Source organism: Synechococcus sp. PROS-7-1 (assembly GCF_014279795.1).
Taxonomy (GTDB): domain Bacteria; phylum Cyanobacteriota; class Cyanobacteriia; order PCC-6307; family Cyanobiaceae; genus Synechococcus_C.
On record NZ_CP047945.1, the window covers coordinates 2,240,202 to 2,254,322 of the forward strand.

Annotated in this window: 17 protein-coding genes; 4 read left to right on the forward strand and 13 right to left on the reverse strand. The window is 59.1% G+C overall.

Annotation, left to right across the window (positions count from 1 at the left end):
- Positions 1-24 precede the first annotated feature (24 nt).
- Complete coding sequence (locus SynPROS71_RS12225) at positions 25-1,203, forward strand: NDP-sugar synthase (protein WP_186595379.1); 1,179 nt, start codon at positions 25-27, stop codon at positions 1,201-1,203.
- Here SynPROS71_RS12225 and SynPROS71_RS12230 read toward each other — a convergent pair.
- Positions 1,184-2,077: a methylenetetrahydrofolate reductase gene (locus SynPROS71_RS12230; protein ID WP_186595381.1), complete on the reverse strand. Its 894-nt coding sequence runs from the start codon at positions 2,075-2,077 to the stop codon at positions 1,184-1,186. The genes SynPROS71_RS12225 and SynPROS71_RS12230 overlap by 20 nt on opposite strands.
- An 88-nt stretch (positions 2,078-2,165) precedes the next feature.
- Between SynPROS71_RS12230 and SynPROS71_RS12235 the strand changes: the two genes are divergently transcribed.
- Positions 2,166-2,444: a helix-turn-helix transcriptional regulator gene (locus tag SynPROS71_RS12235; RefSeq protein ID WP_186595382.1), complete on the forward strand. Its 279-nt coding sequence runs from the start codon at positions 2,166-2,168 to the stop codon at positions 2,442-2,444.
- On the opposite strand, the gene SynPROS71_RS12240 is transcribed toward SynPROS71_RS12235, so the two are convergent.
- The 10 genes from SynPROS71_RS12240 to SynPROS71_RS12285 all read right to left on the reverse strand — a co-directional run bounded on the left by SynPROS71_RS12240 (position 2,401) and on the right by SynPROS71_RS12285 (position 10,359).
- On the reverse strand, positions 2,401-2,586 hold the full coding sequence (locus SynPROS71_RS12240; protein ID WP_186595383.1) for a hypothetical protein: 186 nt from the start codon (positions 2,584-2,586) through the stop codon (positions 2,401-2,403). The genes SynPROS71_RS12235 and SynPROS71_RS12240 overlap by 44 nt on opposite strands.
- A 66-nt stretch (positions 2,587-2,652) precedes the next feature.
- The gene (locus SynPROS71_RS12245; RefSeq protein ID WP_186595384.1) at positions 2,653-3,162 is read right to left on the reverse strand and encodes a CYTH domain-containing protein; all 510 of its coding nucleotides are present in this window, start codon (positions 3,160-3,162) and stop codon (positions 2,653-2,655) included.
- Positions 3,163-3,170: 8 nt separating this feature from the next.
- Positions 3,171-4,112 (reverse strand): NAD(+) kinase, encoded by a 942-nt coding sequence (locus SynPROS71_RS12250; RefSeq protein WP_186595385.1) that lies wholly within the window; start codon positions 4,110-4,112, stop codon positions 3,171-3,173.
- 15 nt (positions 4,113-4,127) lie between these two features.
- Positions 4,128-4,460, reverse strand: a complete 333-nt coding sequence (gene nuoK, locus SynPROS71_RS12255) for an NADH-quinone oxidoreductase subunit NuoK (RefSeq protein WP_011934175.1) — start codon at positions 4,458-4,460, stop codon at positions 4,128-4,130.
- 21 nt (positions 4,461-4,481) lie between these two features.
- Positions 4,482-5,081, reverse strand: a complete 600-nt coding sequence (locus tag SynPROS71_RS12260) for an NADH-quinone oxidoreductase subunit J (protein WP_186595386.1) — start codon at positions 5,079-5,081, stop codon at positions 4,482-4,484.
- A complete protein-coding gene (ndhI, locus tag SynPROS71_RS12265) occupies positions 5,078-5,734 on the reverse strand; it encodes an NAD(P)H-quinone oxidoreductase subunit I (RefSeq protein WP_186595387.1) in 657 nt (218 codons plus the stop codon). Before ndhI ends, SynPROS71_RS12260 begins: the two co-directional genes overlap by 4 nt.
- 81 nt (positions 5,735-5,815) lie before the next feature.
- On the reverse strand, positions 5,816-6,934 hold the full coding sequence (gene nuoH / locus SynPROS71_RS12270) for an NADH-quinone oxidoreductase subunit NuoH (RefSeq protein WP_186598080.1): 1,119 nt from the start codon (positions 6,932-6,934) through the stop codon (positions 5,816-5,818).
- Positions 6,935-6,994: 60 nt separating this feature from the next.
- Positions 6,995-8,185: a citrate synthase gene (locus SynPROS71_RS12275; protein ID WP_186595389.1), complete on the reverse strand. Its 1,191-nt coding sequence runs from the start codon at positions 8,183-8,185 to the stop codon at positions 6,995-6,997.
- Between the two features lie 25 nt (positions 8,186-8,210).
- Positions 8,211-8,711, reverse strand: a complete 501-nt coding sequence (locus SynPROS71_RS12280; RefSeq protein ID WP_186595391.1) for a histidine phosphatase family protein — start codon at positions 8,709-8,711, stop codon at positions 8,211-8,213.
- A complete protein-coding gene (locus SynPROS71_RS12285) occupies positions 8,689-10,359 on the reverse strand; it encodes a DUF3352 domain-containing protein (RefSeq protein ID WP_186598081.1) in 1,671 nt (556 codons plus the stop codon). The genes SynPROS71_RS12280 and SynPROS71_RS12285 overlap by 23 nt, the downstream gene beginning before the upstream one ends.
- A gap of 37 nt (positions 10,360-10,396) precedes the next feature.
- Between SynPROS71_RS12285 and SynPROS71_RS12290 the strand changes: the two genes are divergently transcribed.
- Both SynPROS71_RS12290 and hrcA read left to right on the forward strand, forming a co-directional pair.
- Positions 10,397-10,747, forward strand: coding sequence for a rhodanese-like domain-containing protein (locus SynPROS71_RS12290; protein WP_186595392.1), 351 nt, complete (start codon positions 10,397-10,399; stop codon positions 10,745-10,747).
- Positions 10,748-10,840: 93 nt separating this feature from the next.
- Complete coding sequence (gene hrcA / locus SynPROS71_RS12295; RefSeq protein ID WP_186595393.1) at positions 10,841-11,833, forward strand: heat-inducible transcriptional repressor HrcA; 993 nt, start codon at positions 10,841-10,843, stop codon at positions 11,831-11,833.
- Positions 11,834-11,854: 21 nt separating this feature from the next.
- On the opposite strand, the gene trpB is transcribed toward hrcA, so the two are convergent.
- Entirely contained in the window at positions 11,855-13,105 is a 1,251-nt protein-coding gene (gene trpB / locus SynPROS71_RS12300) for a tryptophan synthase subunit beta (protein ID WP_186595394.1), read from the reverse strand.
- Positions 13,106-13,143: 38 nt separating this feature from the next.
- Entirely contained in the window at positions 13,144-14,103 is a 960-nt protein-coding gene (locus tag SynPROS71_RS12305) for a class I SAM-dependent methyltransferase (protein WP_186595395.1), read from the reverse strand.
- Between the last annotated feature and the right edge of the window lie 18 nt (positions 14,104-14,121).

Below are 14,121 nucleotides of genomic sequence, written 5' to 3' on the forward strand. Positions count from 1 at the left end.
TCTAATAAAAGCCGTGTAACGCCGATGAAGGCGATGATCCTGGCCGCGGGCAGAGGAACAAGGGTTCAGCCGATCACCCACGTGATCCCCAAACCCATGATTCCGATCCTGCAAAAGCCGGTGATGGAATTCCTGCTCGAACTTCTCAAGGAGCATGGCTTTAAAGAAGTGATGGTGAATGTGTCTCACCTCGCTGAAGAAATCGAAAACTACTTCCGAGACGGGCAACGCTTCGGTGTTGAAATTGCTTACAGCTTTGAGGGGAGAATCGAAGATGGAGAGCTGATTGGTGATGCCCTTGGCTCAGCTGGCGGACTTAAAAAAATTCAGGATTTTCAGGAATTTTTCGACGACACCTTTGTGGTGCTTTGCGGAGATGCCCTGATCGACCTTGATCTCACCGAGGCCGTGCGCCGCCACCGTGAGAAAGGAGCGATGGCCAGCTTGATCACCAAAAGAGTCCCGAAAGACCAGGTGAGCAGCTACGGCGTCGTTGTCAGTGATGACGAAGGTCAGATCAAAGCTTTCCAGGAAAAACCGAAGATTGAGGAAGCCCTTAGCGACACAATCAATACGGGAATCTATTTGTTCGAACCCGAGATCTTCGACCACATCCCATCCGGTCAATCGTTTGATATAGGTTCCGACCTCTTCCCGAAGCTGGTTGAAATTGGGGCACCCTTTTATGCCCTGCCCATGGATTTTGAATGGGTGGATATTGGGAAAGTTCCTGATTACTGGCAGGCCATCCGCAGCGTGCTGCAGGGCGAGGTGCGTCAAGTCGGTATCCCGGGCAAGCAGGTGCGTCCGGGAGTCTTTGCCGGCCTCAACGTCGCGGCCAACTGGGATCGGATCAATGTGCAGGGCCCGGTTTATGTAGGCGGGATGACCCGGATCGAAGACGGAGCCACCCTCATCGGGCCGTCAATGATTGGTCCCAGCTGCCACATCTGCGAAGGGGCCACGATCGACAACTCCATCATTTTTGATTACTCGAGGATCGGTGCCGGTGTGCAGCTGGTGGAGAAACTCGTGTTCGGTCGTTATTGCGTCGGCCGCAACGGTGACCATTTCGATCTTCAGGAAGCAGCGCTCGATTGGCTGATCACGGATGCCCGTCGCCAAGACCTTGTGGAGCCCTCTCCACAACAGAAAGCCATGGCTGAACTGCTCGGCACCGATCTCACAGCACCGGCAAGCTGACACCAGCACGCTCCAGCACCTCGGGGATGCGCTGTTCCGCTTTCACGGCCATTAAGTGAACCCCCTGGGCGATTCCTGTGAACTGGCGTACCTGCTCAGCAGCGATGGCAATGCCTTCAGCCATCGGATCATCCGCCTGATCCAAACGTGTAATCAGATGGTCTGGAATGCAGGCACCCGGCACCATGCGATTGATGAACCGGGCATTACGGGCTGACTTGAGCAAAAACACCCCAGCGAGGACTGGCAGCTCAAGGGGATCAGCAAGATCCCTGCAAAACCTCTCAAGAGCACGAGGATCCATCACCATCTGCGTCTGCACGAATCGGGCACCTGCCTCACGCTTGCGCGCGAGTCGACGCGACAGACCTGACCAGCTGGCGCAATGGGGGTCAGCGGCAGCCCCGGCGAACAGATTGATCGGACCGTCAGCAAGCTTTTCCTTGACGGGATCTTCACCACGATTGAACGCGCTCACCTGCTGCAGAAGACGAACGGATTCCAGTTCGTGGACCGAGCGAACTGACGATTGATCGCCCGCACGCACGGGATCTCCCGTGAGGCAGAGCACATTGCGGATCCCCAGGGCATGGGCTCCCAGCAAGTCACCTTGGATTGCGATGCGGTTGCGGTCGCGTCCAGCCATCTGCAGAACGGGCTCCAAGCCCACATCGATCAGAAGACGACACACCGCCAGGCCGCACATGCGCATCACCGCCCGGCTGCCATCCGTGACATTGATGGCGTGAACACGGCCGCGGAGGCACTCTGCCATCGCGATGGTGTGGGCAGGATCCCCTCCTCTCGGCGGCATGACCTCAGCAGTGATCGTGATGGACCCAGCCTCAAGGCTGCGCTGCAGCGCGGAACTCAAACGAACGAACGCTTCTGAGGGCCACTATGCAAGATCACGTTCTGCAGCGATGCCTAGGATGGGGGCTAGGTTGAACACATCGGTCAGCATGACCAGTGGCGAGGGAGCAGACGCAATGAATGTTTCCCTCTCCGCAAGGGAGCTTGAAATCATCGAACTCGTCGCAGAGGGACTGACGAACCAAGAAATTGCCGAGCGACTGACCATCAGCAAACGCACCGTTGATAATCACGTGAGCAATGTGTTCACAAAAACCGGATCAAAAAACCGCGTTGCCCTCCTCAACTGGGCGATGGATCACGGCAAGATCTGTCGTGATGGATTCAATTGCTGTTCGCTTCCGGAAGCATCCGACGACGCGCCCTGACCGCCAGCGGCAAAGGCACGGGTAAATCGAGCATCGAACAGTGCGTCAAGGAGAGGTCGAAGAGGTCGGCATAGGCGACGCAGGCCTCGCGATCGAGACCGATGAATCGCAGAATCCCCTCATGGTCATAGAGGCCGTGCACGGCACACTCACGTTTCCTGGGAGAAATCTAAAGGAAAACCAAAGAATCCTTCAAGGGTGTTTGAACTCATTGAAGAGTGCCGATGCCGTAGCGACACCTGACCTCTTCAGGCCATGACGAAATTGGAGCGGCAGCCAGAGCCGCATTGCTCCAGCGACCATCACTTGTGACTTCCTGGCCGCACCAAGGAGGAAGCTCCATGGGTGCATCGGCAGTTTCCAACTCCACCTCAGCAAGAACAAGAGGCGCGTTATCACCCTCAAAGCAGTCCACAACCCATTCACCACCTGAGAGAGCGAGGGAGTAGCGGGTCTTGATCAAGCGATGGGGTGCGAGGTCCCAGAGCGCCTCCGCATCGGTGGTTGGCAGGGAGTATTCGAACTCATGGCGTGCAATTCCGGACGCGGGTGCCTTGAGCGTTAGCCAAGCCTCGCCATCGGTACGCAAGCGCATCCGCACGGTGACACCATCCTTGGACGCCGCCAGATAGCCCTGCTTCAGCGGCTGAGGGGCACCAGCCAAGGCACGCCAGCCGGATCCTGTCACCAGGAAACGTCGTTCGATTTCGAGCGGCATCGGTTGTTTCAGTTCGGCGATGGCATGCTGTCGACCAAACTGCCCGCCCAATGCAGTTTGCGAGACAGGGTTCGGTAGTACGAAGGATTCTGCTCCAGCTGCACCATCAGGGCGTGATGGGGAGCCCGCTGTATCACGCAGCATTCACCCGGTGCCATCACTTCGCCGGCGGCGCCATCCTTCCAGAGCTTCACCTGGCGGTGAGAATCTCCGAGAGGCCAGATCACAAGACGCGACCGCGGGGGCAGCACAATCGGCCGACTCGACAGACTCATCGGACAAATTGCACTAACAATGATGGCGTCAATGCCAGGGTGAAGGATGGGTCCACCAGCAGCCATGGCATATCCGGTGGACCCAGTGGGTGTGGCCAGGATCAATCCATCACCCCTCACCTGATCCACCACCTCTCCATCGATCTCCAGTTCCAACGTGCAGGTTGGGGCGAGATCCTCGCGATAGGGGCGCAGATAGATGTCGTTGAGAGCCCAGTGCCTTTCCTCCACGGACGAATCGTCCGGGAGCATTCCAGAGACCGGGCAAGTCAAGGCATCGGCCCGATGGACCACGGCCTGAAGCATCATCCGCCGCTCCATGGCGAAATGATCCTCCAAAATCCGCGTCCAGAGCGTGTCGTTGTGGAGCAGACCGGGCTCATGGGTCAGGAATCCCAGATGACCACCCACGTTGAAGCAGAGGATGGGAACATCCAGCACAGCCAGGTGTCTCGCGGCTCCAAGAACAGTGCCATCGCCACCGAGCACAACAGCGAGGTCGGGAAGCTCAGGCTCTGAGGCGAGGAGGCCCGGAAAGGGGTCGGCCATGAGCCCACTCATGGCGATCGCTACGGATACACCCAGTGACTCCAACTGGGATGCACACGCTTTTGCTTCCTTCAGAGCAAGTGGACTATCAGCTCTGTAGATCAGCCAAACCCTTTGCAGCTGCATGGTGGGGGCGCTGCCCTACCAGCGCAGAAGGTTGAAACGTTCCATGTCCACTGTGACGCGATTGCGATAGAGCGACAAAAGAATCGCCAAACCGACTGCTGCCTCGGCCGCAGCCACGGTGATCACAAAAACCGAAAACACCTGTCCTCGAATCAGCTGTCCATCCACGTAAGAGGAGAACGCCATGAGGTTGATGTTCACCGCATTGAGCATCAACTCGATACTCATGAGCACGCGCACAGCATTACGACTGTTGATCAGGCCCCAAACTCCTGTGCAGAACAGCACTGCAGCAACAAGGAGATACGCCTCGAGAGGAACAGAACCGGAAAGCAGCTCAGAAGCCATGGGGAAGAAAGGAAGAGGAAATCAGGCGGGTGGCTGATCCACCAGCAAAGGAGTGCGTGCCTTTTCGATCAGGCCTTGGTCAACAGCTTCACCAGTCCCAGGATCAACTGCTTGTACATCACGCCGCGCCAGCACGATGGCCCCGATCATGGCCATCAGAAGCAGCACAGACGCCAGCTCGAAGGGAAGCAGGTAATCGGTGAACAGATGCTCACCGATGCGAATCGTCGCTCCCTCACCGATCGGCTCTGGCCCTTCAGCCCAAGGGGTGGTGAGAACCACTCGGGTGAGAAGAACAAACAAGCCTGCACAGACACCACCAGAGAGAAGACGTCTTACCGCAATCCCAGGAATCGGTGCCAGGTCTTCGCGCTTGTTGACCAGCATGATCGCAAACAGGATCAGAACATTGACAGCCCCGACGTACACCAACACCTGGGCGGCAGCGACGAAGCTCGCATTCAGCAGCAGGTAGAGGCCGGCGACAGCAAGAAAAACGCCACCTAGCAGGAAGGCCGAATAAACAATGTTGCTGAGGAGCACAACACCAAGGGCTCCCAGGATGATGACTGCGCTGAGAACAAGAAAGCTGATCAGCTGCGTCGACGCTGCGATCGTCATTCAGCGCTCTCCTTGCCGTTGGTGGTTGATGTGGCCGATTCTCCCTCATTGCCCGCTGCGTCACCAGCGCTCGTCTTGAGGGAGGCCAGAACCTGGTCCGGCCTCTGACCAGCCCGGGGACGGTCCGGATCGACCCCATGGGGGTGGACTTCACCTGCCGGAAGATACGCCAGCTCCCTAAGGGGTTGTACGGCCGGATCAGTGGTCACGCTGGTGGGTAAACGGCCCAGGGCCACGTTGTCGAAGTTGAGGCTATGGCGATCGAAAGCAGCCAGTTCGTACTCCTCGGTCATCGACAGGCAGTTGGTGGGGCAGTACTCCACGCAGTTGCCACAAAAGATGCAAACCCCGAAATCAATGGAGTAGTTCCGCAATTCCTTCTTCTTGGTCTCCTTGTTCATCACCCAATCCACTACTGGCAGGTTGATGGGACAGACCCGAACACAGACCTCACAGGCGATGCACTTGTCGAACTCGTAGTGAATCCGTCCGCGGTAGCGCTCTGAAGGAATGAGCTTCTCGTAGGGGTACTGCACCGTCACGGGACGGCGCTTCATGTGGTCGAAAGTGACAGCCAGGCCTTGCGTGAGGTTGCGCGCTGCATCAACGGCTTCGCGGGTGTAGTCACCAACCTGTTTAAGAAAACCGAACATTGGCTGAGGTCAGGTAAGGAGCGGTCTGTCGAAGAGGAACCAGAGCGTCATGATGACGTCGCCTGGATCAAAGTGTCGTGTTCACCCACCGAAAGCGATGGGGAACGCGAGCTTGAGAGCCGCGGTGACCAGCAGGTTCACCAAGGCCAGGGGAAGCAGAAATTTCCAACCCAGATCCAAAAGCTGGTCGATGCGCACCCGCGGCGTGGTCCAGCGCAACAGGATGGCGATGAACACCAGCAGATAGGCCTTCAGCACAGTCATCACAATGCCTGTCGCACCCGTGATCACCTGAACGAGCGGTGCATCCACAGACTGCCCTAGCCAACCGGCAAGCCATTCCACAGGAACCGGAAATCCCCAGCCACCGAGATACAGAACGGAAACCAGGAGCGCTGACAGCACCAGGTTGATGTAACTGCCCAGGTAAAACAGGGCGAATTTCATTCCTGCGTATTCAGTCTGGTATCCAGCGACAAGCTCCTCTTCAGCCTCAGGGAGGTCAAAGGGAAGACGTTCACACTCAGCCAGGGCACAGATCCAGAAGATCAGGAAACCCACTGGTTGGCGCCAGATGTTCCAGCTCAGAATTCCAGCCCCCGTCTGCTGACTGACGATGTCAACGGTGCTCAGTGAGTTGCTCATCATCACCACCGCAAGCACCGCAAGGGCGAGCGGGATTTCGTAGCTGATCGACTGGGCTGCAGCCCTGAGTCCACCCAAGAGGGAGTACTTGTTATTGGATGCGTAGCCACTCATCAGCAGACCGATGGGCTGAACGCTGCTGAGGGAGATCCACAAGAAGATGCCAACGCCCACATTGCTGATCAGCAGATTCTGTCCAAAAGGAACGATCAACCAGGACAGGATCACCGGCACCACAACCAGCACGGGGCCAAGCGTGAAGAGAAGCCCATCGGCCCTGGCTGGGATGATGTCTTCTTTCACCAAAAGCTTGAGGCCATCAGCCAGGGGCTGAAGAACGCCGAGGGCTCCCGCATATTCCGGGCCGATGCGCTGCTGAACAGCAGCAGAGATCTTGCGTTCCAACCAAACCGTGACCAGCACACCAACCACTGCTGCCACAAGCACCAGCAGCATGGGTAGCGGCAGCCAGATCAATCGGGCCGCTTGATCGGAGAGTCCGAAGCCCTCAAGGGTCTGACTGAAGCTCTGTTCGAGATCCAGACCAGGACTCACTAGAGCCGGTGCATTGGTGGCAAAGAAAGTCACCATGAACTGAGGATTGATGTGTGCAACTTAGGTGCTTGCGGAGGGGAGTCGGTCTTCAAGCGAGCTCCACTGACGCATCGAATGGCCCGTGTAGATCTGAGAGGGCCGGAAAATGCGGTTGGCGCCAAGCTGTTCCCGCCAGTGGGCTAGCCATCCCGCCACCCTGGCGATGGCAAACACAGGCGTGAACAGATCCCTGGGAATTCCGAGCTTGCGGTAAACCAAACCGGAGTAGAAGTCCACATTGGGGAAAATCCCTTTCGGTCCAAGACGACGTTCAGCAGCTGCTTCAAGAGCCCTGGCCACGTCATACATTTCGTCGTGGCCGAAGCGGGCAAACAGCTCCTCTGCCAGCTCCTGAAGAATCACGGCACGGGGGTCCTTCACCCGATACTCCCGATGCCCGAAACCCATGACCTTGCGTTTACTCGCCATGGCTGCATCGAGGTAATCAGCTGCACGGTCTGCTGTACCGATCTCATCCAGCATGGCCAGCACATCTTCATTGGCCCCTCCATGCAGAGGTCCTGCCAGGGTTCCCACGGCTGATGCGACGACTGCATAGGGATCGGTCAGTGTGCTGGCCGTAACCCTCGCACTGAACGTACTGGCGTTCAGGCTGTGTTCCGCATGCAGGATCAGACAACGGTCAAAGATCCTTGAAGCCAGAGGGTCAGGTTCACGCTCCATGAGCATGTAGAGGAAGTTGGCCGAATAGGCCAGATCATCGCGAGGTTGGATCGGATCCTGTCCTTTGCGGATCAGCTGAAAGGCGGCGACCATCGTGGGGATCTTGGCGATCAACCGCACCACGGCGTCATAGATGTATTGGGGGTCATCGATGGCACGCCTGGAATAAAACAAGCCAAGCGAAGCCGCACTCGACTGCAGAGCATCCATCGGATGCCCATCCGATGGAAAACACTTCATCATGTCGCGCACGCGGAAGCTCACCCTTCGGTGCATCTGCACCTCTTGCTCGAAATCCCTCAACTGCTGACGACTGGGCAGTTCACCCCAGATCAGCAAATACGTAGTTTCCAAGAAACTGCAGTGAGAAGCGAGATCGTCAACGGGATAGCCGCGATAGGAAAGCAGCCCCTTTTGCCCGTCGATATCACAGATTGACGACTGCGTCGCCGGAACCCCTTCCAACCCAGGACGGAACACCAGACCGGTGCGCTCATGACGGATTTCGCCCCCCTCGGTTCGACTCACCGACTGCCTTCAGCTCCATGGCAACTTAATCGGAGCTTGGGAGGAGAAGTCGCGGTTTGAGCAAAGCCTGGAGCTCAGCATGTCCGAAGGGATCGTTATGAAGGGCATCCCAGGAGAGATGGCAGAAGCCTGCCTTCCGCAATCGCAGCCCCCCGGGTGCGGCGCCGATGAGTGCAGCGGCGACCACGCTCAGATCGGGCTCATGGCCGACCAGGAGACATCGACCACGAAGTGATCTCACCAGAGGTCTGGGATCACCCCCAGGCGCGAGGGTGGCCTCGATCCTCTTCGCCGAAGCCAGACCCGCCTGAACGGCCAGATCGGCGGTCTCCACGGCCCGCCTGTAAGGACTACAGAGCATCTGGTCGGCTTGATAACCAAGAGCCTGAAGGCGATTAGCCACTGCGAGCGTGCGCTCCACCCCGAGCGTCGTCAGGGGGCGATCCGGATGGTCCTGCCCATGCTCCCGTTCAATAGCGATGCCATGACGGAACAAGAAGAGATCAACCGAAACGGAGTCGGGCATGCAGGCGCAGGCTGCTCGCCTCCCCACTCTGACTCGACGTCTGATCTGGCGCTGCAACCAGAGTGAGGCTCTGCACAGCAGGACTCAGTGAACGTCCTCCAAGGCCCTGGAGAAGAATCCATGGACGCCACTGGGCGAGACCATCTCGACTCGGATTGGCGGCAAGCGCGAGCTGTTGCGTACTTGGGGCCTTGGCCTGACTGCGCAGCTCCTGAAGTTGCTGCTTGAGACCGCTCGGATCGCCGCCACTTCGGCGCTGACGCAGTCCCTCAAGGGTCTGTCCCCACCAGTTCAAGCGAGCATCGTGTTCCAAAGCCACGGCAAGATCCGCCGTCAGCGACTCCTCTCCATGGCGTCGTTGACGCACAAGCCTGGTCCAAACCTCAAGCGATTGCCCATCGGCATCCAGGGTGGATCCCACAAGGCCGTCCTGCTCAAGCTTGCTGCTCACGGCCTCCGATGGTGGTGAATCCGCGATGGTCCCGAGAAGCCAACCCGCCTCACCCTGTTGGAGAAGCAATGGGCCGGAGTCGAGAGCAACAACGGCCGCTGCTCCTTGCGCAGAGGCGGAGTCCAAGGTCCGTTGCAGAACTGGAGCAATCCACTGCGCCAAGGGATTGCGGCTGTCGGGATTGATCAATGCCTGGGGCGCTGACAGCAGAGCTAGCGCCTGAGCATCCCCGCCTGCACCAGCAAGAAGTGCCTCAGCATCAGATCGTCCATCCGCCTCAGGAATCACCTCATCGCGGAAGTGAACCAAAGCCTTCAGGTCAAGATCCATCCCATGGGTGACCATGCCAGCCACCAAACCGGAGAGATCACTACGGTCTGCGATCGCAGCCGGAACACCCAGCCAGCGCTTCATTGCGGCCGGACTTGCCGTGAGAAATGCCACACCCGAACCGAGTGATTTCAAATCGTTGGCCAGATCTGCGTCACCTTGAAGGTGCAAACTTTCGAGCTGCGATACATCCAGGGCCTGCTCCAACACCCCGCGACCTGACGCCAAAAGCAGCAGGTCATCGTCGATCAGTGCCGTAGCAATCGGCTGGGGATCACGACCCAACAGGGCACCCCGACCACTGATCAAGCCCATGCCCCGGTACCGGGTGATCTGCAAGTCAGTCCCTGCCAGGCTGCGAGTTTGCCAAAAACGCTGCAGAAAACGTCTAGCTCCGTCGTGATCCTGACTGGATAGGGCCAGAACCCACCCCAGACCGCCCTGATCGCCAGCTTGAGAGCTGCTGTCATTCAGCACAGCAAAACTGACCTGCGGGCCAATCCAATCGGCCAGTTCGTCGTTGAAATTCAGCCCTGCCAGGGCGAACGCGCCATCACGGAGCTGACGGGTGCTTTCATTCACGGCCTGCCTCTGACGCACCGGAGCGACAGCTCGGGCATAGGCCGGGATGCGCGATGGATCCACCAGCCAATTCAAAGTGAGTTCTGCATCGCGGGGCATGAACCGTGCTGCCCGACTGAGCTCCAGCGGGCGATCAACGATCCGCAGCGGACTCTGTTTGGCCATCGCCCACCACACGCCAAGGGCCAGGGTGAGGAGCACCATGGCCGATGCGACCAGAGCGAGCAGGAACGAACGCCCCTTCATGGACAAGCGGTGAAGGACATCAGCGTCATCTTCATGCATCCAGGATGCATGGCCAGCCCAGAGCCAGACTGATTCGATGAACCAACGCATGCCTCAACCCCTGAAAGCCGCCGAGCTGGCGGCCTGGCTGGAGAGGGAGCCTGCGTTGACCCTGGTCGACGTTCGTGAGCACAGAGAGCTGACGATCGCTGCATTTCCTTACCCAGTGGAGCATTTGCCGTTAAGCGAAGCGGAGCAGTGGATCGATGCGATCGACCAGCGGCTGCCGGCGTCTCGGACCGTGGTTGTGCTTTGCCATGCAGGGGTGCGCAGCTGGAACTTCGGATGTTGGCTGCTGGAGCGCCATCCCTCGCAAGAGGTCTGGAATCTGGAGGGTGGCATTGATGCCTGGAGCCTTGCTGTGGATTCCTCCGTGCCCCGCTATTGAGCGCAATCTCTGCCCGAACAGCAGTCAGCTTCATGACGGCCGTGCTCGAATCCATCAAATCGTCCGTACGATCAAACCATCTCATTCGTTGCTGTGGAGCTCCTGCCCCGACGCCAACAGGAAGTGCTGCAGGCCACGGTCCATCACTACGTGGACACGATTGAGCCGGTGGGAAGCAAAACCCTTGTTCAGCGTTTTGGGCTCCAGGCAAGCTCCGCCACGGTGCGTTCAGCGATGGGAGCTCTTGAGCAAAAAGGACTGCTGGTTCAGCCCCATCCATCCGCCGGGCGGATTCCCAGCCCAATGGGATATCGCCACTACGTGGACTGCTTGCTGCCGAAGCCTGGAGCCGCCGTGCATCATCTCGAGCAGGAGCTCACCCAACTGAGCTTGCGCTGGGCTGCACTCGACGATCTACTGCAGCAGCTAGCACGGCGTCTCACTGACTTCACAGGGCTGATGAGCCTGATCACCCTGCCGCAACCGACAGAGCAGCGACTGCACGCGATCCGCTTGGTTCGCACAGATGAAAGGCTTTTAGTGATGCTGGTGGCTGATTCCAGCCACACCCATCACCTCAATCTGCGGTTGCCCTATGGCTGTGCCGATCAGGTAGCAGCCCTCGAACGTTGGACCGATGACCAACTGCGTCAATCCGGACAGCTTGGCTGGGAGTGCCTACCCCAGCAGCTGCAAACCTGCGGGCAAGCGCTGAGGGAAGCACTCGAGCACAAGGATCCCTTCATCAGCCCAAGCGAGCAGAGCGCCCACGTTCATGGCGTTTCCAGGTTGGTAGCGCAGCCGGAGTTCAGCGACAGCGCCAAGGTGCGCCCTCTCCTGGATCTGATGGATTGCAACCCAACCGCCTTCATCCCCAGCGATCCCTGTCGTGATGACTGGGTTTGGATCGGCGGGGAACATCCCCACTCGGCCCTGAGCGACTGTTCCGTGATCCAATCGAGCTATCGCAGCGGGCAAGGCGGTGTCGGACAAGTGGCTCTAGTGGGCCCGATGCGCATGGCTTACGCCACAGCACGTGCAGCCGTTCAATCTGTCGCGAAACACCTCAACAATCTTCTGAGCTGAGTGGGCAATCTCAGAGCTGAATCAGAGGGCGTCTCCGAGGCGTTCCGCCACTGTGTTGACGTCCTTGTCGCCGCGACCTGAGCAATTGAGAACCACCTCGGTTCCCGCCGGGAGTGTGGGACACAGGGTCTCGAGCCAGGCGAAGGCATGGGCCGTTTCCAGTGCAGGAATGATCCCTTCCAGACGACTCACAAGCTGCAAGGCATCCAGTGCCTCGGCATCAGTAACGGCACCGTATTCAGCTCGCCCGATTTCACGCAGGTAGCTGTGTTCAGGGCCGACACCTGGGTAGTCCAGCCCGGCACTGATGGAGTGGGCTTCCTGCACCTGACCGTCCTGGTCTTGCAAAAGGAGACTCATCGCCCCGTGCAGCACGCCCACCCGTCCTTCGGTGATGGTGGCGGCATGGCGTCCTGTCGCCACGCCGTCACCAGCGGCTTCCACACCAATCAAACGCACATCGGTGCATTCAACGAAGGGGTGGAACAGACCCATCGCATTCGATCCGCCGCCGACGCAGGCCATCAGAACATCAGGCAAGCGTCCGAACGCCTCCCGGCACTGCTGACGGGTTTCCTGGCCGATGACCGCATGAAAGTCACGCACCAACATTGGATAGGGGTGGGGACCCGCCACGGACCCGAGGATGTAGTGCGTGGTCTCCACATTGGTGACCCAGTCACGGATCGCTTCACTGGTGGCGTCTTTGAGAGTGGCCGTCCCTGCAGTCACGGGACGAACGGTGGCACCCAGCAGGCGCATCCGGAACACATTCAAGGCCTGACGGCGCATGTCTTCAGCGCCCATGTACACCACACACTCCAAACCGAAGCGGGCACAAACAGTGGCCGTGGCCACACCGTGCTGGCCGGCACCGGTTTCAGCGATCACCCGCTTCTTGCCCATGCGCAGAGCCAGAAGGGCCTGCCCTAACGCATTGTTGATCTTGTGAGCGCCGGTGTGATTGAGATCTTCCCGCTTCAGCCAGATGCGGGGGCCACCGTCGGCACGGCGGTAATGCTCTGTGAGCCGTTCCGCTTCGTAGAGCGGTGTGGCCCGACCGACGTAGTTCTTTAAGAGCCGATTGAGTTCCGCGGTAAACGCGGGATCTTTCCAGGCCTCAGCAGCCGCAACTTCCAGCTCGGCCAGAGCCGGCATCAGTGTTTCAGGTACGTACTGACCGCCGTAACGCCCAAAACGTCCGGCTGCCGCCGGACGCGAGCTAACGGCGAGATCAGAGGCAGAGGGGTTCGAAGGCAGGGTGCTGGTCACGAAGCAACGGACCGCGCGCGCGACCCTTGAGCGTTGACTCAGCGTAAGCAGGCGATCACGCGATGCCGTGGATCGCAGGTCTTGATCCGCAGATCTCTGAAGCCTGCGGATTGCAGGGCTGCTGCCATATCAAGGCTGAAGTACTGCTCGATGTAAGGCTCCGTGCTTTTTAACAACGTGGCGATCGCAGCAGGCAAACGCTGCAGAACCGACGACGCGGGGTCTTGATCCACCATCACCAGGGCACCACCAGGCCGAAGCAACCTGAACGCTTCCGCGAGCACGGCATGCGTGGCGCTCTGAGGCAGCTCATGGCACACAAATTGCAGGCTGATCAGGTCGAACGACGACGCCTCCAGGCCTGTGTTTTCCGCAGCGGCATGCACCCAACCATCGACCACCCCCTCTTGATCTCGCACGCTGGCGACAGCGAGCATCTCAGGGGAAAGATCCAGACCGCGCGTGCGAACTGGTGAATCCTGTCGACGTTCGGCACGCCGATGCAGCCAGCGGCTGAGGTGCTGGGTGCTCACGCCCACAGAACAGCCCAGATCCAAGGCCTGCTGCACCGGAGTGGTCAGCAATGGCTCCACCACCTGATGAATCGCATCCCGCAGACGGGTCTGGGCGATCAGGGGGGTCAGGGTCTCCTCCGGCCAGATGCGTAGAGCCATGGCATCGGTGGCTTGCTCAGCCTCCGTTGCGGCCTGCCAGCAGAGATTGCCCTGCTCGTAGGCATGGAAGCGAACGCAGTAGTAGTCGGGCGGAACCACGCCAGGCGAGCTCACGGCCGGGAGAAGCGGGCTCGCTTGATCACGCAGCCTCTTTCGCCGCTCCCTCCAGGGGATGCCGTTGCGTTCAGCTGTGCGGATGATCAGCTGGCGGGCCTGAAAGAACAACGGTCGTCGCAGCCAGCCAATGTTGATCAGCCGCTCGATCCAGAGCCCAACACCCTGACTCGAATCAGCCCATTGCGGGGTGGATGCTGAATCATTCATCTCAGAGACGGCAGGATG